The following is a 21,143-nucleotide window of genomic DNA, read 5'->3' as shown; positions in this document are numbered from 1 at the left end:
TGGTCACGCCCCGCTGGTGAACTGGCTCAGATTCTCGCGAATCACGCCCGTCAGCCGCTCCGACTCCGCGAACTGCTCCTCGAGCTCCGCCGTCAGCCGCCGGATCTTGTCCTCAAACGGCTCGCCGTCGTCCTCGGCCTCCACGGCGCCGACGTAGCGCCCCGGCGTCAGGACGTGGCCGTGCTTGGCGATCTCGTCGAGCGTGGCCGACTTGCAGAAGCCGGCGACGTCCTCGTACTCGCCCGCCTCGGGCTCGCCACGCCACGCGTGGTAGGTGCGGGCAATGCGGCCGATGTCGCTGTCCGGCGGCAACGGGTATTCCTCCCGTCCGCTCAGCACGCGCAGCGTTCGCGTCTCCATCGTGCCCATCTGGCGGGCGTCGATGAACAACGTCTGGCCGCGCCGATCGCGCCCGCGGCCCTTGACGACCTTGCCGGACGCGTCGCGGCCTTTGACATTCTTGCCCGTCTTGTCCCGGCTGATGAACCACAGGCAGACGGGGATGCCGGTCGTCAGGAAGAGCTGCGGCGGCATGGCGATGATGCAGTCGACCAGGTCGGCCTCGATGATGCGCTGGCGGATGTCGCCCTCGCCGCCGCTGTTGGACGAGAGCGAGCCGTTGGCCATGACGAAACCGGCCACACCGCCGCCGCGCCCGTTCGCGGGCGCCAGATGGTGGATGAAGTGCTGAATCCAAGCGTAGTTGGCGTTTCCGACGGGCGGCGTGCCGAACTTCCAGCGCACGTCATCGCGCAGCAGGTGGCCGGACCAGTCGGAGACGTTGAACGGCGGATTCGCGAGGATGTAATCGGCCTTGAGGTCGGGGTGCAGGTCGCGGACGAAGCTGTCGGCCGGCTGCTCGCCCAGGTTCGCCTCGATGCCGCGGAGGGCGAGGTTCATGTGCGCCAGCCGCCACGTGGTCGGGTTGGATTCCTGGCCGAAGATGGAGATGTCGGTGTGCCGCCCGCCGTGCGCTTCCACGAAGCGCTCGGACTGCACGAACATGCCGCCGGAGCCGCAGCAGGGGTCGTACACACGGCCCTCGTAGGGCTCGATCATCTCGACGAGCAGCCGGACGACGGAGCGCGGCGTGAAGAACTCGCCGCCCAGCTTGCCTTCGGCCGCGGCGAACTTGCCGAGGAAATACTCGTAGACGCGACCGAGGATGTCCTTCGCGCGGGCCTGCTCCGTGCCGATCGCGATGCCGGCGATGAGGTCGATCAGGCCACCAAGGCGCTCGGGCGGGATGCCGCGACGGGCGTAATCGCGCGGCAGCTTGCCTTTGAGCTTCGCGTTGTCCCGCTCGATGGCGTACATGGCGTCGTCGATGAGCTTGGCGATGTTGGGCTGCTTGCCCTGATTCTGAATGTTCGCCCAACGCGACTCGGGCGGGACCCAGAAGACGTTCTCGGCCGTGTACTCGTCGCGGCTCTCCAGCAGGCCGTCGGCCTGCTTGCCCGTGATGCCGTCGGCGCTCAACTCGTCCTGGAGCTTCTGCCGACGCGTCTCGAAGGCGTCGGAGATGTACTTCAGGAAGATCAGCCCGAGGACGACGTGCTTGTATTCGGCGGCGTCAATGGAGCCACGGAGCTTATCCGCGGACTGCCAGAGCATCTCCGGGTCGACGCCGAGCTCGCTGGCGTCGAAGAGCGTGCCATCATCCGACTTGTGGATGTTCTTCGCCATGCCTTCCCTGCATTCTGTCTGCCGCGTGCGCGACCAACGTCACCGGCGGCGGGACCGCGCTTTCGGCGGCGCGTCTCGCGTGCTGAGCCAGGCGTCGATGGCGTTCTTGTGGAAGCGCCAGTGTCGCCCGACCTTCTGACCGGGCACCTTTCCGTCATGGGCGAGCTTGTACAGCGTCGACTTCGAGATCTTCAGATACGACGCGAGCTCGGTGATCGTCATGACATCGTTGCGATTTGCGGTCATCGAGCGCTTCCCGAGGAGCGACTGCCCCAACTGCCGCTGAACGAGGCCTGATTTCACCGTTGTTAGCGGAAATTGTCAATCTGCCACCTGACGCGGCAGGCGACCCCACTCTCCGCCACGCGCAACAAACTCTTTCGCCCTTCGCCGCTCGTTCCGCGGCCATCGGGAGGAAAACCGGCGGGGTAGGACCCGTGGCCGGTCGGGGGGCGGGCAACGGCAGTCCGCGCGCCGGGTGAGATAGAGTGCCGACGCCGACGTTACCCTTGTGCGCCCCGATCTCGGCCGCGTCGAGCAGCATCGCCGGCCCGCGGCCACGCCACCGGCGCTGGCGTTCGAGCGTCGGCCGGAGCATCAGGTCCAGGTGCCGCGACGTTATCGCCAGGGCGCCCCCATCACCGCCCTGGTACTCGGGCGGCAGGTCGGAGCGCAGGACGGCGTAGAACGGCCCCGTGGCCGCGTCGGGGGCCACCCGGCGGCAGAGCGCCTCGGCGTACGCGCAAAGCCGCCTCATTGGGCACCCCCTGCGCTCACCAGCGCCATCACAGCCCGGCGGATCGCGTCGGGCAGCGCCGACCACGCGGCCACGACCATGGCGAGGTCGGCGTCGTTGACCGCCTGCGCAGGCGTGGCTACGCTCGCCCCGTCGCAACTGCCGGCAGTACTGCCTGCACCGTCGCCGGCGGCGTTGTAACTAGCGACGTTTGCGTTGGTTACGGAGCCATCCGGCTGATTTGTAAACCGCAGGTTGTCGGTTCGAGTCCGACCGGTGGCTGTTACGATAAGCTACGCCGCCCCCGAGAGTTGCGGGGACCTGCCGGTGGTCGGCAGTGCGGCCGAAGACGCGAAAGCGCGCGGTGTTACACCGCGCTCCGCGATTCGGAGGTCCGCACATGCCGAAGACGCCCAGTTATCGCAAACGGAAGGACTACAGCCAGGCCATCGTCACGCTTACGGCCTATCGGGCGTGGCAAACGGCGCTGAAGCGAAGGCAGCGCCCTCCCGCTGCTTGGAAGCCGGCTGCTGCCGGGCGTTGCCAATGTAATCGAGCGAGGCGGTGCATCACTTCATGTCTACCGCGTCAAGGTCGACGCGCCACAGACTCACGCGATTGGGCGACTTTGGACCGCCGCTCGCTCCCGCAATCCACCGCGTCTGCGGGCTTGCGCCAATGCAAAACAAGTCGCGCGTATCGACTGCAGCGCGCCACACAACTCCACCGCTTCGTGGATCGACCAATCGAATCTCTCCATCGCCCCGCACGACGACTTGATCGTCGAGCCATACACGATCGTGCCCCTTGTCACCGCCCTCGCGAAGCGTCCCCGCCGTACTCGCAACGACGCGGCCAGTCTTCATGTCGAGCGTGTACGTCCGGCCATGAAGGCCTACGGCCGCGAACGCTCCGTCGGGGGAGATACGCACCGTCGCGTACACGTCGCCCGGCCCTGGCCCATCTGCGACACTGGACTCCCAGCGCCGCTCGCCGGTCCGCGCGTCCCAGGCATAAACTCGCCCAGCCGCAGTCAGTCCCACGAGCACGTCGCTCGTCGGCGAGAACATGCAGCCTTTCCACACCTGGTCATTCTCATATCCGCGGACGTTCGCGCCCGTCGAACAGTCGAATTGATGCAGCCGGGAACCGAACCCAATCGCGGCAAACTCGCCAGCCGAACTGAGTGCGAAACAGCCGGGTATCTCGGCGCCCCCCGCGCCCTCAATGCAAATGGGAATGATGCCACGCCGAGTCTCGCCTGCCATACCCCATACCTCAAGCACCAACGTACCCGGGGGATGTTGTTCGCTTTCGCTTGCACATCGCCCCAGTATCGCTAGCGTCGTGCGGTGAGGTAGTGTCAAGTCCTGTGTAAATTGAATCTGGGGCATCCGTCACGTTCGTTCACGCCGCATGGGTCTTCGCCTTCGCCTTCACCTTCGTCTTCACCCGGCGGTTCTTTCCTTCCGGCAGCGGTATCTGGGCACACAGGTGCGCCGCCTTCAAGTGCCGCCAGTTCTGCGACAGCCGCATCAGCACCTGATGCACCAGGTACACGCCGCTCTTGGTCTTCTTGAACCGCTTGGCCGCGTTCGTCCGCAGCCGTACGCCCGCAAACGGCGACTCGATCACGTTCGTCGTCCGCAGGTGCGACCAGTGCGGCTCCGGAAACGCGTAGAACGTCAGGCAGCGATCCAGATCGTCCCCCAGACAGTCCGCCGCCCGGTCGTAGCCCGCCCGACGGAAGTCCGCGATCACACCGGCCGCCAGCTTCCGCGCCGCCACCTCACTTTCCGCCTGCCAGATCGCCCGCAGTCGCGGGGTCGCCTCGGGCTGCTCGGCCTTCGGCAGCTTGTCGAGCACGTTCATCGTCTTGTGATTCGTGCAGCGCTGCTGGGCCGAGTTCGGACTCTGCTCGTTCACCGCCGCCCACAGCCCCAACGCCCCGTCCGCGATCCAGCAGCCCGGCTCGTTCAGACCCCGCTGCCGGCAGTCCTTCAGCAACTCGCCCCAGCTCTCGGCGCCTCGCGATACCCCTCCGCAGCGAGAGCAAGTGCTTCTGCCCCTCCGTATCCGCCCCGATCAGCACCATCAGGCAGGCTTTCTCCGTACCCAGCCCGGCCTTCAGGTAAATCCCGTCCGCCCAGATATAGACGAACTTCCGGCCGCTCAGATCCTGCCGGTCGAACGCCGCGTACTCGACGCGGAACCGCTGTGTCAGCCGACTGATCGTGCTGGGCGACAGCGGCGCGTCGTTCCCCGCCAGCAGCCGCAAGGCCGGCTCGAAGTCCCGCGTCGCCAGGCCTTCGATGAACAGCCGCATGAACGTCTCCTCGATCGTGTCGCTGCGACGCTGGTACTTGCGCACGATCTTCGATTCGAACGGCTCCTGGCCCGGCGGGATGTCGCACCCGCGGGACCTCCAGCGGCACCGTGCCGCTGCCCAGCGTCAGCCGCCGCGGCGTGGTCCCGTTGCGGTAGCCGCGGAACTCGCCCTGTCGCTGATACCGGTCGCGCTGGAGGTAGACGTTCACCTCGTCCTCCAACGCCGCCAGCAGCATCTGCCGGGCCCCCAGCCGGGCCAGTTCCTCGACCTGGTCCCGAACCACCTGCACGGCCTCGTCGCCCCCCGCCTCGTCCCGCCGCTTGACGCTCGATCCTCGTCCGGTTGTAGTAGCCATCGGGCTCCTCCTGGGAAACGACTCTCGTTTCAAACGCACCAGCAGGATGCCCCACGTTCTCAATTTCCACAAGATTTCAGGCTACCTCCGTGCGGTCCGCGCTGAACTCTGGGCGCACCAGTCCAGGCAAAGCGCGTGCCTCTACGACATGCACGTGCCCCGTGCTCTCATTCAAGCGGTGGAACGCAATTGCATGACTTGCACCATTCAGCAACGCGACGAGACGTGAATCGTCGATGAACGCGACATAGTACGCAGAGTAGCGCGGCGGATGGCCTACCACCGCGCGCTGCAACGATGCATCTGGCACAAGCGTGACGTCCGACAGTCGACTTACACCGAGGTAAGGCGGCGCCTGTACCCGCCACACCGCGACACGGCCATCCTCCCCCGCCGCCACGAGCAATTCCCCAGACGGATCGAAGGCGACGTCGTAAGCGCGCCACCGCATCGTAAATTGCGCCGTACTCGCAGCACAGCCAATAGTGGTAAGTGAGAACGCAACAAGGAACCCAATACCGAGTTGAGTTGCGATTCGGCGAGCAACTTGGTGAATGTGCGCAAGCATGTTGCACTCCGTGTGCGTCCCTGGACCGTCACGAGAAGCAGCGCTAGAGTCCGATGTCGCTGCAAGTGGCGCACTTGGTGCAGAACAACAGCGGCTGCATGTCGACGCACGGGCCCTCTTGAAACAATGGCGCCGGCCCACCGAGTGCGCCGCCATGATATGGACCAGTCCACCCTGGTGCAGTTGGCGGAAACGTAAAGCCACCCTCGCCAGCGGCGATGCCGCAACACTTCATCATCAACGCGAGCATCGCATTTGAGTTGCTACCCAGCGGATCGTACTCCTTGCCGCACCCATCCGCCCTCTTCAGGCAATCGTTAGCGGTTGGCGACACAGGGCGTGGTCGCCCGATCTGATCTTGATCTCCGCAGTAGTTGTCGCATGGGACTTCATATGGGCCCGAGGGTGATTTGTCGACGCAAGGTGCTCCGCCGTGCTCCGGTATGTTCTCGCCTTCGTGATCTGTGGCATAGCATCTGTTGCCCTGCCGCTCAATGATCCGAAGTTGGCAATGCTGCCCGAGCGGGATGCCAAACGTGGTGAACCAGCTGCAGCATAGCACGGCCTTGGGCTCTCCGGTCGTTTCTGAGGTAAACCCGAGCGGCGAAGGACCATTGGCCGCTCCATTGATCGCGGACGCCCGCGCCACATCCATCGGCCACGTCCCGAACGGCCACGGGGGGCGTGGCGGCGGCGGAGGCGGGGGCGGGGGAGGCGGGGGCGCACTATCGAGGTCGTCTGGGCCGCAAGCAATCGCAATCAAACCGAATCGGTCGAACATCCTGGTTGGCAGATTCACGCCAAGGCTGTACAGATTGAGTCCGCCGCTCTCCCAGATCGGATCCCGATTCACCCAGCGCCCGTACTCGGGGTGGTAGAACCGCTCGCCCCAGTAGCCCAGGCCGCTCTCGGCCTCGAACTGCTTCGTGCTGAACCGGAAGCGGTTGCGGTCGGCGTAGTCCCCGCCCGCGGCCGTCACGTTCCCGTACGGGTCGTACTCGTACCGCGCCGCCAGGATGTCCTCCGGAATCCACCGCTCAGGGAACAGGTCCACCAACTGGCCCACGTTGCCGAGCGCGTCGTAGGCGAAAACCCACTTGCGGCCGGTCGGCTCCTCTTCGAGCAGCCCCTCGCCCTCCGGCTCTTCCTCGTAATCCTCCGTGGCCGTCCGGTCCCACACGGCCAGCAGCCCACCGATCCCACCGGCCGCATCGCCCGGCCGGCCGCCACGCTGGCCGGCTAGGTCGAGTCCCCACGTCCAGCGGCGCAGCAGCGCATTGTCGTCCAGCCCGTCGAGCTCGGCGATCAGCAGCCAGCCGTCCCACACGTAGCGCGTCCGCGCCACCGGCGACCCGCCCCACGCCGACCCGTTGTGCTCATACACGGATTTCTGCACCCGCCGGTTGCGGTAGTCGTAGACGAAGACCGCCTTCTTGTCGCCGCTAGCAGGGCTGGCCGGCGCGACCTCGACCAGGCGGTTCTCGCCGTCGTACACCAGCACCAGGTCGCCGTCGCCGGTCATGTTCCCGTCGGCATCGTACATGAACTCGCGCGTGAACGGCGACTCGCACCCGGCCGCATCGTCGAGCGCTTCGTACTGGTTCAGCTCGTTCGCGCAGTAGTACACGGCCGCACTCGTCCCCGTCGTGGTCTCCGACCGATTCCCGATCGGGTCGTAGGCATACGCCCGGTCGCCCGCGGGCGCGCTCGTCCCGCTGCCGCGTGTGCCGCTGAAGAAGTCCGACCCGGCCAACTCGCCGCGCTCATTGTACCCGTACGAGTTCCAGTGACGCGCCGCCGCCGCACTCCGGACATCGCGCCTCCAATGAGCTGTGGCCAATCAGCGAGTAGCCACATTGCGGACACCTGCCAGGAGACAACACCACAAGACGGCCGCGCGCGAACAACCCCCTCCGCCACATCAGTGCGAAAGCACACCACACGCATAGTGGTTGGAGTTCATAAAGGACACGCCCCCATATAACGTAGCTCAGGGCCTCTTCTCTTGTTCCCCAACACGCAATGGCCCCTCCCAGACTCAGTGCATGCACCCCTGCAGCAAGCCCCACGCTATAAAAGTGCATCTTCTTCACGCCGTGTACGTGGCTGTCGCACCACACAAGAACCCATATAACACTCCACAGTGTTGCTGGGAGTAGCACTCGCAAGAACTCGGAGTTGTCAAATCCAATCTGCGACTTAGAAACGGATAGCAGCAGCCAGTACCCCTCTATCGCCCCTCTCGTACCAAAACAGATAATCCACATCAATACATAAGTTCTAAAGAGCCTCACTTGTAGAACACCGGTGCTTGCGTTATAATGCCCTGCAACAGTCAGGCACGCGGCAGCAAGAACCCCATAGTGAAACAATGCATCGCTGCCAAACCTCAGTGCAAGACCGATTGTTACGTCCATGGCACGCGGCCAACCAGTGACGAGCCCATACAAGAGCACCGTTATGGTATATGCTGCGGCACCCACGAGGCCAGCAGCACATGCAATCCCCGTGATACGCGTCACTGCTGCACGTCGTAGTAGCAGTGCGCCAACGACCGCAAGGGACACAATGAACTGTGACCACAGACACAACGCAAACATCGTTGTGCCCACGCGTCCGGCAGCCCATAAGCGGCCTTCTGTCATCGTGACCACAAGGCCCGCATCGACCAGCGCTGGTAAGGCAGCTGCAACAAACAGCAAGGTTAGACCGCGCCAACGAATGGCAACGCCACAAGATGTGGTGACTAATGACATTCACACGCCTTGATATACGAGAAGCAGACTTCCCACTCGACGAAGAGATTATGCTGCTTGATCTCCTTTGGTGATTCGATTGGTCCAGCTCTGACCAGCTTTGCCGTGCAAGTGCCATGAGGCTATCTCAAAACCTCTGAAAGCAAGAGAAGCGTACAGGTCATATGCAAGAAGCCGCTGAACAGGCAGCTCGACTTCTCCCAACGGATGCAGAGCCGACGGTAGTTCTGGATCCAGGAGATCGTCCGCTCCACCGTCCAGCGCCGCTTGCGCGCTGCAGCGGCCGGCGGTCCTGTGTCACATTCTCCGGCTTGCGGTTGCCGCGATGCGGCGCGATCATTTCCATGCCGCGCTGTGCGAGCTCTTCGTCGAGCTTGTCGCTGTCGTACGCCTTGTCGCCGATCACGCGCGGCGGCGTCTCGCGCGTCAGCACGAAGTCGAACAGCGCTGCACGCAGCGGCTCTCGTGGGCGTCCGCCGGCGCGGTATCGATCGCCACCGGCAACCCGCGAGCATCGACCAGAACCATGATTTTCACGCCTTTTCCGAGGTGGCCGCGCCCGATCCCATCACCGCCGCCCCGGGCCTTGGCGAAGGTGCCGTCGATGAAGCATTCGTACACGCGGTACGCGCCGCGCCCGTTCGACCAGGCGTCCGGCGGCCCGCATGGCCTGCTCAAAGAGCCCTTCGCGTCCAGCGCTGGAACCAACGGTGCACCGTGGCCCGCGCGCCCGAACTCGCGGCAGGTCCTTCCACTTCGCGCGTTGTCCAGCATCCAGAAGATGCCGCAGCGTCCGCCGCTTGTCCGCGACGGGCCGTCCGCCCTTCGGACTCTTCGGCCGATCCGGAATCCTGTCCGCCAGCCAATCCAATTGCTCATTCGTGAGTGTCAACATGCATCATTGTACAAAGTCAACAGGTGTCCCGGTTTTGAGATAGCCTCCTGTACGTAACAACGCCCACTGGCCGCGGATACGGTTCGGGCTGCCAGTCGGTCAATGGCGGAGATGTGCAGTCGCGGCCCTTCGAGTCCTCACATGGAGAGCAATTTGTCGACGCTTGAGTCAATTGTTCCGTAATGAAGAGGAGCCTTGCAGGCCCCCGCGTCGTGTGTGGCGCTGGACAGGCTACCGCAAGACAAAGTGCGCTCGATGTCTGACGGTATGTCACGAGGTACCACTTCCCCCTGTATACCCGGATGGTGGTGCGAATCTTGTCGCACTCTTGCGTGCCCGTCCAATGTTCCTCCTCTGGCGGATCATACCAGCATTTACACGGAAGGGGCACGCGAACGTTGTCATAAGAAGGTCTCGCGCGGAAGACAAATTCCATATCGAGTTCGGTATATTCAGGATAACAGCACTGCTCGTCATACATTGAGGCGCCTACAAAGAACACATGACCAACAGCATCCGTGCGTGTGGCCACTTCATTACGAACGTACGCATGTAGATTCCAGCCGCCTGCCTCCCCAATCGGATCCCGATTCACCCAGCGCCCGTACTGGGGGTGGTAGAACCGCTCGCCCCAGTAGCCCAGGCCGCTTTCGGCCTCGAACTGCTTGGTGCTGAACCGGAAGCGGTTGCGATCGGCGTAGCTTCCGCCCGCGGCAGTCACGTTCCCGTACGGATCGTACTCGTACCGCGCCGCCAGGATGTTCACCGGCTGCCACCGGTCCGGGAACAGGTCCACGAGCTGGCCGACGTTGCCGAGGGCATCGTACGCGAAGACCCACTGGCGGCCGACTTCCTCGGGCTCCGCCTCGCTCTCCTCGTATGCCTCCGTCGCCGTCCGATCCCACACCGCCAGCAGCCCGCCGATGCCGCCGGCCGCATCCCCCGGCCGGCCGCCGCGCTGGCCGGCAAGGTCCAGCCCCCACCAGAACGTCCGCAGGGGGGTATTGCTCGCCAGCCCGTCGAGCTCGGCGATCAGCAGCCAGCCGTCCCACACGTACCGCGTACGCGCGACCGGCGACCCGCCCCACGCCGACCCGTTGTGCTCGTAGTCCGACCCGGCCAGCTCGCCGCGCTCATTGTCCTGCACCAGCGTGCAGACGTCCGCGAACGTGATGGTGATGTCGCCGGCCTGGAGCTGGACGACGCTGGAGAGCGACACGACGGTCGGCGGGAGTTCCGGCCAGATGTGAGCGGGTGGAGCCGGGCCGGCCACGAACACGATCGCGCGTCCGTTCCCGCCGATCCGCCGGATGATGTCGGCGCGGTCGGGCCAACCGAGCCCTCGGGCCAACAACACCTCCCGATGCACGCCCTGCCACGGCACGGCACCGAGTCGCCACAGACGGGACGCGACGCGCTGCGTGCAGCGCCCGCCCGGGGCGACTGCGTTGGCCAGGCCGCGCGCGATGGCGTCCACATCGATCATCCACCGCCGGAGATCATCGGCTGCGATCTCGACGCGTAGGTTCTCCAGGCATGGGATGTAGTAGCGGGTGACCCCATCCGGCCCGGCGCGGCACAGGACTTCCTCCACATGCCGGTCCGGACAGTTGGGGCATACGGCGTGGTCAGCGCTGGCCGCCTCGCGCAGAAATCTAAGCCGGGTCAGTTCTGCGACCGTGGCCGGCGGCCAGCGCAGCACCTCTGCGTGGGTCAGGAGCAGATTGGGGCCGTCGAAGAACTCCCAGACGATTTCGAGCGTATCAGTCACCGGTGATCCTCCACAGTTTGAGGCAGCGCTCGCCGACGGTGCGCATGTCATCCGTCTTGCTCTTCAGGTCGCAGGAATCCGGGCTGCTCACGTTGAAACTGAGCGTTTTCGGCCGGCCGACGCCATCGTGCATGAAGGTCAGCCGGAAACTGGCCTGGCGAACGCGCACGCGGCCGGGGGACACGTTCTGCGTCTTGCAGTAGTGCGCGAGCATCTGGAAGATCTCGCTCGGGTGCCCCTTCGGGTCAGCCTTCAGTTCGATGTAGCTGAGCGGCGCCGCCTTCGGCTCCAGCCGCAGCCGTGTGATGCGCACGTCGGCCACGCGATCGGCCGGGTCGGTCCGCAGGGGGAAGTTCTCGTCGAGCAGGTGATCGAGCTGGTAGGCGGGCTTTAGCGGGTCCGTGTCGCCGGCGTCGACGCCCAACTGTGAGCTGCTGCCGGGGTAGCCCGTTCCGCTTGATCCAGTAGCGGCCGGCTGCGAGGGCATCGGCGCGCGCGAACAGCGCCGCCTCCTCGAAGGCTTCGGGCACATTCAGATAGACCCACATGGCCCGATCGGCACGGCCGTCCCAGCCGTTGAACTCCGCCTCCCGCCCTGGGCAGCGCAGCTTGACCTCCTCGGCGAGCACGCTGAGCCCGCGCTCGTCGGCGAGCTCGACGACGTCCTGCAGGGTGACCTGCACCTCCTTCCGCGGCCGCTCCGGCAACTGCTGCCACGCCTCAAAAACCGGCTCGATCCTCGTCTCTGTCAGTTCCTCCCACGCCATGTTGCGGAGTTCGCCGCGCCGGTCGAAAAACTCCTTGAGCAGGGGGTTGGCAATTTGCCGGAGCACCTTCCGCGGGTCAAAATTCTTCGCCATTCCATCAGTCTCCTAGCGTGTCCACGTACCGTAAACAGCAAACACTCAGCGTAAAAAAACACGCTGCTATCCGAACAGCGTGCCGGTCTTCGTCTTCACGAGTAGCTCCAGTTCGTTCAACCGAATGCGCATCGCCTCCGGGGATACCTGGAACGTGTCCGCCAGCGGTCGGCAGAAATCCGCCATGACATCTTCGTCGGTCAGTTCCGCGGCGCCGGCGCGGCCGGGCCGAATCTCAGCGACGGCGACAGTGTTCGGATTCCCGCGCCACTTCTCCCACGCCGCGTACACCAACTTCCTGGCAGATCCTCGGGCACCCGATCCGCCAGCGCGCTTAATTCATCAACGCTCTCACCCAGCAGCTCCGCCATGCGTCGCACCCGCTCAGCCGTCGGCGGTTTCTCGACCTTGTCCTGTTCCACCTGCGACAAATACGTCGGGCTCACCCCGACCATCTCTGCAAACTTGCGCAGGCTGTACCCCTTCGCGATCCGTCGCTCACGGAGTACTTGGCCAAATGCTCTCGGTTGATCCGTCATTTCCGCCTCGCCACCGCGCGATTGCAGTTCTTACGCGCAGGCCGCTTGGTACAGCGGCGACGGCAGTGTCGGGTACGCTCGATACACATGCTGAAACACCTCGTCCGCCCGCGCACCGACGTCGTCCTCCGTGTGCCCGTGATTACCCGATCAACCGTCTCCAGGCAGTAGTCAATGAATTGCCTCGTGAGGTAGAACACCCACGGCTCGCCGCCCTTCGTCGCAGCGGCGAACCACGTCTTCGGCCAAGCCGACTTGTCAATTCGTTTCTGAAAAGCGATGCGCTCGGGCACGGGCCATTCGAAACCGCAGTGAAACATCTTGTTGCGGTAGGTGAACAGCGCATCGAGCGTTGCGCGTAGATCTCCTGGCAAGTGCCGCGCCAACGAGACGGCCTCTGCGAGTTGGGAAATCCCCTCGACCAGGTTCGTGCTGCGCCTACCGCTCTTCCACACGAAGTGGCAGTCCCATTGGTCCTCCGCCGGCTGTTGCCAGCGGGCGTGATTGCTCGGCGGGCTGGAAATTGGGGCCAGTCGCGTCCGGATGCCCTGAAACGCCTGAGAGAAGATCGACTCGATAAGTGGCGCCAACATGCCAACGGCCGCCATGCTCTGTGCCGCGTCCTGATAGACCGAGTGATGCAGCCGGTCGGTCCACTGCGCAACCGCGGCTTCGTTTCGCAGCCCGGATGTGCGCGCTGCGTACGCTTCAATTTCTGTGATTTCTCCCCGGAGAGCTTGATCTGCTTCGTCGTGCAGTCGCAGCAGCCCTCGGATTGCAGCCAACCCAGTCGTTGAGCGCGGTGAGGTCATCCTCCTCCGCCTCGCTCGTGATGCCGCCAGCAATCGCAACTGCGGGCTCCGCCGGGACCGCCGGTTTCGCGGCTCCCTCCAGCCAGCGCATGTCGCCGTGCAACAGCTCGGCCAACCGCCGGTTCGCCTCGGCCGCCAGCAGCTCACGTCGGGCCTCGAGGAAATCGCGGTAGTTCTCGATCTTCCACAGGTTGGGTTCGTTCATCTGCCTGCCGCCGATGACAACGGAAAACCGATCTTCGCCGAAAACGAAGACCCACTGCCGGTTTTGGAGGATGATCGCCGACTCACAGCGGGAAGTTGGGTGGCGTGGGCGGGATTCGCGGGGCAGGTCGAGAGCTTTCTCGGGCACAGCCAGTTGTGCCTGTTCCAGGGGACAGTCTCGGCGTTTGGGCGTCGCACCGATCGGGCAGGACATGCATATTACATCGTCGACGGTCACGCAGCTCCCGGCGTCAGCGGTGGTCCGGTGTGGGAGGCTCACGCCAGCGACGGTATTCGTGTCGCCGGTATCGTGTCCTCCCTGCATGGCGACGCGTCTGAAGGCGCCATCATTCCCGGGTTCTGCTGTTTTGAACCACTCAACCCACTGGTCGCCTTTGCCAGGACAAGCTTTCGAGGACGATGATCCCGTCGGGATTCGGCCGGCAGATCCACGAACCACAACATCGGTCGCCGCGCTTCCTGGAGTAGGCGGTGGCGAGCGGCCTATCCCTCATCACGCTTCTGCCTGCGGCTGGGCGGGACGACCCATGGCTGAATAACACCAGGCGGCGGTTTGATCCATTTCGGCTCCGGTCGCTGAACGTCGACTGCCTCGGAGGATAGGACTTGCCGAATCCATGCCAGAAACTGCTCGCCGTTCTTCGTCTCTAGCTGGTACGGAATCAACTTCTGAAACTCATCGGCGATGCCCGGGGCAAAATCACTCGTCGTGGTAATGATGCCCTTGGTTGCGCCGGGATCGAGGCGCAGAACGCCGAAGACGGCACGAACATCATTTGCCGAAACCAAGAGTCTGGGACTGTACGCCTTTGCCTGATCCAGAACTCGCATTGCGCTCATCTTTGACGTGACCGCAATCACGTCCCGGCCTTTGTCGCCGCTCCGCGGCGTGAGAGTTACTGCGTCCCACCCTTGCAGCTTATACGCCCCCGCCAAGAACTCCTCGAACTTCGTTGGGTCGGAGGTGAACTCGAAACGAAACTCTGGATCGCGTTTGAGCTGCCGGCTGATCTCGAACCACGTCGCCGTAGGCCCCTGGATTTCGTCCCCTTCCGGCGTACTCGCGCCGCGCCGTACGAGCGCCGTACTCAGTAGCACCGTTGGAGAGACCGAGTAGGCCGTCCCAATTCTCTCGCCGTCGTGGATGAGCGTGTAATCCTTAAGGTCCAGATACCACTCAGAGTCGCCCACCCAAACTTCGTTCGGACCGAGCTCGCGTCGTTCCTTCTGGGGCATCTGTACACCACTGCATCAAGAATGCGGGCAAGGCGAAAGCTGAATCGCCCATGCGAATTTCTGATTGTACAGCATGCCGAGCGGCAGCCCTACACCCCCGAATTCACCCGCGTCGCCGCCCCGTTCCCTCTCGGCAGCGCCCTCTGCACCTCACGGCAATCGCTCAGCAACTATCGACTTGAAGGCCCAGGCCGATCGCATTGAGGCAGCGCTCCAGAAACTCGCGACGGCGGCGAGCGGTGATGCGGACACCGGCCTCGACCGGCCGCGCTCACGCACCACATAACCCGAGACTGGTTTTTCGATGCCCCGCGCCGGGTTAACGGTTCGAGACATAACCCGAGGCAGTTTTGTTCGATGGCAGCGCCGGGTTATGTCGCGCGCGACGCGTCTCACGTCCGGTGGGTTATGAAGCGCGTTAACCCCGGGGTCGGCACGGGCGAGAGACTCAGAGACTTTCGCCCGCGGAGGCCCGCCGGTTGCGGGAGAGGGCCCGTCCGTGAGCGCGCGTGCTGCGCCGGAAGAGACCAACGGCCGTCTGCCGTGATCGCTAAACCCTTGCGGACACTCGCGATAGAAACGACCACGCCCAGGCGTCTCTGCCTGGGCGTGGTGCGTTAACCGGTCGGTCGCATCTTTTCGATACGACGTTTTAAGTAGCGGGGGCACGCTATGCCCGTCCCCGCAACCCGCCTGAGGGGGAGCGAGGCCTGATCCTGGCCTCCATCCGGGCGGTTTTCTGGCTGCGGTTCAAGGCGGCTTAGTCAATCGGGTCGTGAAACCGAGAATTACCGCTGGCCAGTAGAACGCCGGCCCTACCTGCCTGGCTAGTGCGTGTGACTTCAATCGTGCATGGGAATGTTGAGCTTGTCGAAAAACGCCTGGTTGCGCTTCTTGGCATCCCGGATCATCTTCTGGAACGAAATCATCTCCACGTAGCAGTTGTAGTTGCGGAAGAAGCGGAAGTAGCCTTCTCCGTCCGGTGTCGGCGTGAAATCCTCGCGCGTTGCTATTTCGCGCAGCGTCTTCGTGAAATCGGCGACAATGTAGGCGTAGAACGGTGTGTTCTCTCGAATGTGGATGGCCTGACCCTTGGACCGACGGCCTTCGCCCGACCTCAGCGTGGCCACATACTTCAAGACCTGGCTCACCGGGTTCTTGTCCGGGTCGTCCATCCTGAAGTCATCGCGAACGGGTCTCTTGAACTCCACCAACACGACGGCGCCGATCTGGTCGAGCGAATCGCTGAACGCCATTGGCCGATGGAAAATGGCCAAATCGGGGCGGTCTTCGCTTTCTTGCTTGACGGTCTCCTTCATGTCCTTGAAGGCCATGTCCGATGCGAGGTAGTAGTGGAAATAGAGCCGATCATCCAAGAGCCAGAGATTCATCTTCGCTGACGACACGTCTTCAGAGGTCGTCTTTGTCGGACATACGGCTGCGTGGACCGCCTCCTCCAGTGAGTATTTGCCGCTGCTCTGCAACCCAATCTGATCTTCCAAGAACTCGATGACCGCGCGGCGATATGCGACGTGGCGGGCGAGTTTGGACATGCCCGAGTCGTTGAGCTGCTCCAGCAGTTTGTCGAGCCTCGCACGCCGATCGTCCGGCGCCTCGTCGGGATCTCGCGCTTCGGCCAGTTCTTTGCTGAGGGCCTCACGACTCTCCCCATCGAGTTTCTGCTCGATCTTGTAGAGGGCAAGGTCCAGGTCGCGACCCTCCACACCCGGTGGGATCGCGACGACTTCCTCCGCGCGATGCTTGAGCAGATAGCGGTACTGCGGGTAAGCGTTCTCGATTTGGCTCCGAATTCGGGCCTCATTCGCTATCAGAATCGGTTCGAGAGTTGGTTGGAGAAACTCCTTGGCCTTGCTCGTGGCTTCGGAAAGCAAAGCCGCAAAGCTGACGGTTCCATCGGGAGGCTTGGTTGGATCGTACGCGAAGAGCCCATCGAAGTCGAAACTGCCCCGCTCAGCATCGACAAGCCCATCGAGCACTTGTCCCGACACGTATCCCTGGTAAGCAAGATCCTCCGTGCTTCCTGGCGGTCGCAGTCCGCCGGAGAGACCGGGAATCTTCCCTCCGAGCGGTTCGTCCTTGACTCGTCGAGAGTGCGCACAGAAATGAAGAGCGTGCCTTGAGTTCTTACGTCCTCTCACCAGCAGGTGGGTGATCTTGAAGCTGGTTCCATTGATGGCAAAGTCATGACGCTGAATCTCCGACTTCAGCTCATCTTGGAACAGGCGGCCCAAGTCGGCTTCATAGCCGGCATCTGCATCAGAGAGCCGAATCTGGGGCTTGTTGTCAGCGATGAAGTACTCAAGGCAGTGTTCGATGATGGCGATGCCGATGGTTTCGGACTCGTGCTGCAATGCGGGCTTGTAGTTGTCGAAGGGCCCTCTGATTGTTACGATCGTACCGCGTGCGTCGGTTGTATCCGAGAGAGCGGGACTGACAATCCCCTCAGTTGAAAACGAAAACTCACGCTTCTTCCTTGCGGTGCCATCCTGGAAGACGCTGACGATGCGAACGCTCTCGAAGACCTTGAGCCAAAGCAAACGCCCGACGCCTTTGCCGCCGTACTTTGCCTTCGTCATAGAGTCGGAGCGACGGAAAGAGGCGAAGTTGGCTTCATCGAAGCCAATACCGTTGTCATGAACCTCAAAACCAAGTACAGGACCCGGTTGCTGAATGCCATCCAAGGTGCGCTGCCCTGTACCGCGAAGGACGCGAATGGCGATGATCCCCTTGGTGGGTTCGGGGCCATCCAGGATGGCATGGATGGAGTTGACGATGGCCTCATAGAGCGCGCGCATGGCATTCGATGGCGCAAGGCGCATGTTGGTCACGCGACCCTGTAGATCGACCTCGAGAGGCAGGTTCATCGTCGGCATAGTCCTACCCTCGGTTGATCATGCGGAAACCCGATCCAGGCAGGGTACGGCTACCGTGCTTGACGAGTAATCGTCTGGTGGATTGAAACTTATGGGTCACGCTACTCCTCCTCGAACCCGAAGTCGGTGAACCGCAGCGTCCGGCAGTTCTCCGTCACGTCACGAACCGCCTTGTCTGATGCGCCCTCGGGGAGCCCTGCGCTGATTTCGAGCGTGATCTCCACCTCGGCCCCGACGACGCCGGTCAGGTGCTGAACGACTTCCTCGGCGATGCGGGCCGCGTCTCGGCCAAGGCGAAGAGGGTCCACCTTTACCGAGCCGTGAAAGCGGCGGAGGGCGGGTGCGGCGGGCGCTACCGCGCCCGGTGTGCCGCCGGTGGAGACCGGATTCGAGTCCGAACCGTCCGGGTTGAGCGGGCCAGAGGGGACGAGAGAGCCAGGAGCAGGCCCCGCTACTGTCGTCCCGGCGGCGGCAGCCGCCCGCTGCTCGGCCGCCAGCTGCGCGGCGGCAATGTCCGGCTTGACCAGGACGGCCCGGTCGTCCGCGATGACGCGGATCGTGGTCGCGGCACGAAGTCCCTGATACCGCTTGCGCTGTTCGTCCCATCCTTCGGCATAGGCGAACGTCTCGCTCTGCCACATTAGGCTGGCGACGCCATCCTGGATCGCGGCGAAGAGGACGTTCTCGTCGCGAAGCCGCGGGAGATAGAGGTAGCGGGCCATGTACTCGGCAAGCTGCTTGATCCCGACGTGGTTGCCGGTCCAAAGCGGCACGCGGTCTAGTTCCGTCCGCAGCCGCACGGCCCCCATCTGCACGAGCAGCGATTCCTCGTTCTTGAGCTTCTTCGCTGCACGGGTGGCGAGACTCTCCTGTCCCTGGAGCTTCAACTCCGTCCATGACGGCTCACCCTTCGGGTCGGTCTGGCTCGGGACGAGAAGCCACTGATACGCCTCGGTGATCCGCAAATCGACGGCCTCGTTCGCGCTCTTGCGCTTCGTCTCGGCCTGGCGGCTCTGAAACTGATCCAGATTGAGGGGAACGCGCTCATCCCAAATCGAGGACCACGAGAGGAATTGTCGGACAGATTGCTCCAGTTCGCGGAGCCGGTTGATGTCGGGTGCGAGAAAGACGAGCGTGTTCTTGTAGTTGCGCGGCGACGAGCCGCGGGCATCCAGGATCGCGGCGGCCTCCTTGCGCGCCGCACTGATCCCGTTCTTGTTCGTGTGCGGGAAGTCCGACCCCAGAATCACAAGCCGGGCCTCGCGCTCGTCCGGAATGTCGCTGCTCGGCGCGCAGGCGTGAACCTTGGTGAAGTCGGCGCGCGTTCTGGCCTGTTCCCGTAGACGCTTGACGATTTCGTCGCCGAGCTGGTCGTCGGTGAGTTGGCCGGCTCGGTCGTCGGCCAGCCGCGTGACGGTCGGCTGCGTCGAGTACCAGTAGCGCTTGCCGTCCACGTAGAGGTACGTGGCACTGTCTGTTAGTCGCCGCAGCGCGTCGCCGAACGTGGCGACGGACTCGCCTGGTTGGGCGCAGCCGAGCTTCACTTGGCGCTCGTCGATCCCGCGGTGCGATGCCCGCATCGTGGGAGCGGAACCCATGTAGATGGTTCGGGCGACTCGACGCGACGCGGAGTAGCGACCGAGATTGGGGTTGTCGCGGTCCAAGGCGAGCGGAAGCGAGTTCGCTCCGTCCACGTCCTTCTCGATCACGGGAACCCATTGGTCTTCAAGGTAGCGGGTGAGTTCAAACTGCACGATCTGGTCATCGACGGGCACGTTGCCGGGCATGATGAGCAGGTTGCCGTCCTGGCGTTCCCACAATGAATGGATCACCGCCGCCATGAGGCGCAGCACGCCGCGGGTGCGCTGGAACTTGTCGAGCGTGGACCAGTCGTTGTAGAGCCGGTCGAACATCTCCGGGTGGATCGGATAGGCCATCTTGATGCGGCGTTCGTAGTCGGCTTCGCGACACTCGGTCGGAAACTCCTGCTGCTGCGTGCCGTACCAATCGACAAACGCGCGGGCCACGGCGTCGCGGGCGACGAACTGGTCGCCGGATAGCGGCTGAAACAGCCGTCGCCGGACGATCTCGAAGCCTTCGTCCGGGCTGGCCGGCCGCCACGATGCTTCGACGCGGCCGACGGCGTTCTTGAGGCGGGCAAGCGCCTCGCGGCCGCGCTCGCCGCCGACTTCGATGTCGGTCACGCCGCGGTCGGCCCGCTGGTGCGGGCTTTCCGACGCCGGGATGCTCACGACCAGCATCGTGTGCTTCGCGGCCTTGGCCGCTTCGCTGAGCGCCTGGGCGAACGTGAACTGCGTGTCGAACGTGCCGGCCGGCAGGTCGGCCGTGCCGTGAAGCTGCCGGGCGTAGGCGACCCATTCGTCGATCAGGATCAGGCACGGGCCGTACTTGTTGAACAACTCCGTCATCGTCGCGCCTGGGTTTGTCGCCCGCTCGTCATCCTCCTTGACGAGCTTGTAGCCGTCCTTGCCGCCAAGCTGCCACGCGATTTCGCCCCATACGGTGCGGATCGTCGTGCCGTCGGGCTTCTTGTGCGGCTTGCCTGGTGAAATCTGCGTGCCGACGAACACGGTTCGGCGAACACTCTTGGGCAGCGGGATGCCGACGGCCTTGACCAGCTCCTCGGCGCCGGGCAGGTCGGCCGGCGACGCGCCGGAGAACAGGTGGTACAGGGCCAGCATGGAGTGCGTCTTGCCGCCGCCGAAGTTGGTTTGAAGCTCGACGACCGGATCGCCGCCTTTGCCCGACAATCGCAGCACGGCCTGAGACAACAATCGGCGCAGCCCCTCGGTGATGAACGTTCGGCGGAAGAACTCCGTCGGATGTTTGTACTCATCGGAGCCTTCGCCTTGGTACACCTGCCACAGGTCGGCCGCAAACTCGGCCTGCTGATACCGGCCGCTCGCCACGTCCGGGTGCGGCGTGACGACCTCGCGCCACGGTTTCAACCCGCCCTGTGGCTTGCCTTCGGTGGGCTGAGCCGACTTCTTCCGCATCTCGGAGCGGCGCTGCTCGTCGAACATCGTGCGCATCAAGTCCATGCGCATCTGGCCGACTTCGCCGGCGGAGTCGGCGGCGGATACGGCGTTCAACAGGCGCTCCATCGAATCCAGCGCGCGGATGGCGTCGTTGCTGGTGAACTGTTCGTTGTGCGCCCACTGGTTACGAATGGTGCGAAGCTCGCTGACGATGCTGCGCTCGGCCGGTCCGAGCACGTCGCGGAACACGGCATTCCACTGGTCCCAGAGGACGCCGAGCAACGTGGCCGGATCGTCCAGGTTGATCGGCTGAGGCTTGCCGCGCGGTCCGCGGTTGGACGGATCGGGCAAGGCGTTCTGCCAGTTGTCGCCGAGATGGGATTTCAGTTCGCGCTCGACGAACGGCCGCAGGCCCGCGGAGAGCAGGTCCAGCCCCTTGCCGACACGTTCTCGATTGCTCACTGCCATAGGTCAGGTTCCAT

Annotated in this window: 18 protein-coding genes; 2 read left to right on the top strand and 16 right to left on the bottom strand. The window is 63.8% G+C overall.

What is annotated here, in order from left to right:
• Positions 1-3: 3 nt before the first annotated feature.
• Both IPM18_09345 and IPM18_09340 read right to left on the bottom strand, forming a co-directional pair.
• On the bottom strand, positions 4-1,686 hold the full coding sequence (locus tag IPM18_09345; protein ID MBK9119788.1) for an SAM-dependent DNA methyltransferase: 1,683 nt from the start codon (positions 1,684-1,686) through the stop codon (positions 4-6).
• Positions 1,687-1,725: 39 nt separating this feature from the next.
• Positions 1,726-1,932, bottom strand: a complete 207-nt coding sequence (locus IPM18_09340; protein ID MBK9119787.1) for a helix-turn-helix domain-containing protein — start codon at positions 1,930-1,932, stop codon at positions 1,726-1,728.
• A gap of 265 nt (positions 1,933-2,197) precedes the next feature.
• Here IPM18_09340 and IPM18_09335 point away from each other — a divergent pair, with 265 nt between their 5' ends.
• Positions 2,198-2,623, top strand: coding sequence for a hypothetical protein (locus IPM18_09335; protein ID MBK9119786.1), 426 nt, complete (start codon positions 2,198-2,200; stop codon positions 2,621-2,623).
• A 368-nt stretch (positions 2,624-2,991) separates the two neighbouring features.
• Here IPM18_09335 and IPM18_09330 read toward each other — a convergent pair whose 3' ends face one another.
• From IPM18_09330 to IPM18_09280, 11 genes are all read right to left on the bottom strand, one after another.
• Positions 2,992-3,690: a PQQ-binding-like beta-propeller repeat protein gene (locus tag IPM18_09330; GenBank protein ID MBK9119785.1), complete on the bottom strand. Its 699-nt coding sequence runs from the start codon at positions 3,688-3,690 to the stop codon at positions 2,992-2,994.
• 139 nt (positions 3,691-3,829) lie between these two features.
• Positions 3,830-4,429, bottom strand: a complete 600-nt coding sequence (locus tag IPM18_09325) for a transposase (protein ID MBK9119784.1) — start codon at positions 4,427-4,429, stop codon at positions 3,830-3,832.
• Positions 4,423-5,106, bottom strand: coding sequence for a transposase (locus tag IPM18_09320; protein MBK9119783.1), 684 nt, complete (start codon positions 5,104-5,106; stop codon positions 4,423-4,425). Before IPM18_09320 ends, IPM18_09325 begins: the two co-directional genes overlap by 7 nt.
• A 76-nt stretch (positions 5,107-5,182) precedes the next feature.
• On the bottom strand, positions 5,183-5,557 hold the full coding sequence (locus IPM18_09315) for a hypothetical protein (protein MBK9119782.1): 375 nt from the start codon (positions 5,555-5,557) through the stop codon (positions 5,183-5,185).
• 160 nt (positions 5,558-5,717) lie between these two features.
• A complete protein-coding gene (locus IPM18_09310; GenBank protein MBK9119781.1) occupies positions 5,718-7,427 on the bottom strand; it encodes an RHS repeat-associated core domain-containing protein in 1,710 nt (569 codons plus the stop codon).
• 1,429 nt (positions 7,428-8,856) lie between these two features.
• On the bottom strand, positions 8,857-9,108 hold the full coding sequence (locus IPM18_09305) for a hypothetical protein (GenBank protein MBK9119780.1): 252 nt from the start codon (positions 9,106-9,108) through the stop codon (positions 8,857-8,859).
• 233 nt (positions 9,109-9,341) lie between these two features.
• A complete protein-coding gene (locus IPM18_09300; GenBank protein ID MBK9119779.1) occupies positions 9,342-11,096 on the bottom strand; it encodes an RHS repeat-associated core domain-containing protein in 1,755 nt (584 codons plus the stop codon).
• Entirely contained in the window at positions 11,089-11,520 is a 432-nt protein-coding gene (locus IPM18_09295) for a hypothetical protein (protein ID MBK9119778.1), read from the bottom strand. The genes IPM18_09300 and IPM18_09295 overlap by 8 nt, the downstream gene beginning before the upstream one ends.
• 502 nt (positions 11,521-12,022) lie before the next feature.
• Positions 12,023-12,247 (bottom strand): hypothetical protein, encoded by a 225-nt coding sequence (locus tag IPM18_09290; protein ID MBK9119777.1) that lies wholly within the window; start codon positions 12,245-12,247, stop codon positions 12,023-12,025.
• Complete coding sequence (locus tag IPM18_09285; protein ID MBK9119776.1) at positions 12,157-12,495, bottom strand: helix-turn-helix transcriptional regulator; 339 nt, start codon at positions 12,493-12,495, stop codon at positions 12,157-12,159. The genes IPM18_09290 and IPM18_09285 overlap by 91 nt, the downstream gene beginning before the upstream one ends.
• Complete coding sequence (locus IPM18_09280; protein MBK9119775.1) at positions 12,492-13,307, bottom strand: hypothetical protein; 816 nt, start codon at positions 13,305-13,307, stop codon at positions 12,492-12,494. Before IPM18_09280 ends, IPM18_09285 begins: the two co-directional genes overlap by 4 nt.
• Before the next feature lie 97 nt (positions 13,308-13,404).
• Between IPM18_09280 and IPM18_09275 the strand changes: the two genes are divergently transcribed.
• Entirely contained in the window at positions 13,405-13,935 is a 531-nt protein-coding gene (locus IPM18_09275; GenBank protein MBK9119774.1) for a hypothetical protein, read from the top strand.
• Positions 13,936-14,015: 80 nt separating this feature from the next.
• Here the strand turns inward: IPM18_09275 and IPM18_09270 are convergent, their stop codons facing one another.
• From IPM18_09270 to IPM18_09260, 3 genes are all read right to left on the bottom strand, one after another.
• Positions 14,016-14,768, bottom strand: a complete 753-nt coding sequence (locus tag IPM18_09270; protein ID MBK9119773.1) for a restriction endonuclease — start codon at positions 14,766-14,768, stop codon at positions 14,016-14,018.
• 842 nt (positions 14,769-15,610) lie between these two features.
• On the bottom strand, positions 15,611-17,653 hold the full coding sequence (locus IPM18_09265; protein ID MBK9119772.1) for a hypothetical protein: 2,043 nt from the start codon (positions 17,651-17,653) through the stop codon (positions 15,611-15,613).
• A gap of 110 nt (positions 17,654-17,763) precedes the next feature.
• Positions 17,764-21,129: a DUF499 domain-containing protein gene (locus IPM18_09260; GenBank protein MBK9119771.1), complete on the bottom strand. Its 3,366-nt coding sequence runs from the start codon at positions 21,127-21,129 to the stop codon at positions 17,764-17,766.
• Positions 21,130-21,143: the final 14 nt, after the last annotated feature.

Source organism: Phycisphaerales bacterium, assembly GCA_016716475.1.
Classification (GTDB): domain Bacteria; phylum Planctomycetota; class Phycisphaerae; order UBA1845; family Fen-1342; genus JADJWG01.
This window is presented reverse-complemented; position numbering and strand designations above follow the sequence as displayed.

Excerpts from the sequence above, each read along its gene's own strand:
- IPM18_09265 (MBK9119772.1), bottom strand. The coding sequence starts at position 17,653 with ATGAACCTGCCTCTCGAGGTCGATCTACAGGGTCGCGTGACCAACATG.
- IPM18_09315 (MBK9119782.1), bottom strand. The coding sequence starts at position 5,557 with ATGCGGTGGCGCGCTTACGACGTCGCCTTCGATCCGTCTGGGGAATTG.
- IPM18_09345 (MBK9119788.1), bottom strand. The coding sequence starts at position 1,686 with ATGGCGAAGAACATCCACAAGTCGGATGATGGCACGCTCTTCGACGCC.
- IPM18_09330 (MBK9119785.1), bottom strand. The coding sequence starts at position 3,690 with ATGGCAGGCGAGACTCGGCGTGGCATCATTCCCATTTGCATTGAGGGC.
- IPM18_09340 (MBK9119787.1), bottom strand. The coding sequence starts at position 1,932 with ATGACCGCAAATCGCAACGATGTCATGACGATCACCGAGCTCGCGTCG.
- IPM18_09280 (MBK9119775.1), bottom strand. The coding sequence starts at position 13,307 with ATGACCTCACCGCGCTCAACGACTGGGTTGGCTGCAATCCGAGGGCTG.
- IPM18_09270 (MBK9119773.1), bottom strand. The coding sequence starts at position 14,768 with ATGCCCCAGAAGGAACGACGCGAGCTCGGTCCGAACGAAGTTTGGGTG.
- IPM18_09285 (MBK9119776.1), bottom strand. The coding sequence starts at position 12,495 with ATGACGGATCAACCGAGAGCATTTGGCCAAGTACTCCGTGAGCGACGG.
- IPM18_09320 (MBK9119783.1), bottom strand. The coding sequence starts at position 5,106 with ATGGCTACTACAACCGGACGAGGATCGAGCGTCAAGCGGCGGGACGAG.
- IPM18_09260 (MBK9119771.1), bottom strand. The coding sequence starts at position 21,129 with ATGGCAGTGAGCAATCGAGAACGTGTCGGCAAGGGGCTGGACCTGCTC.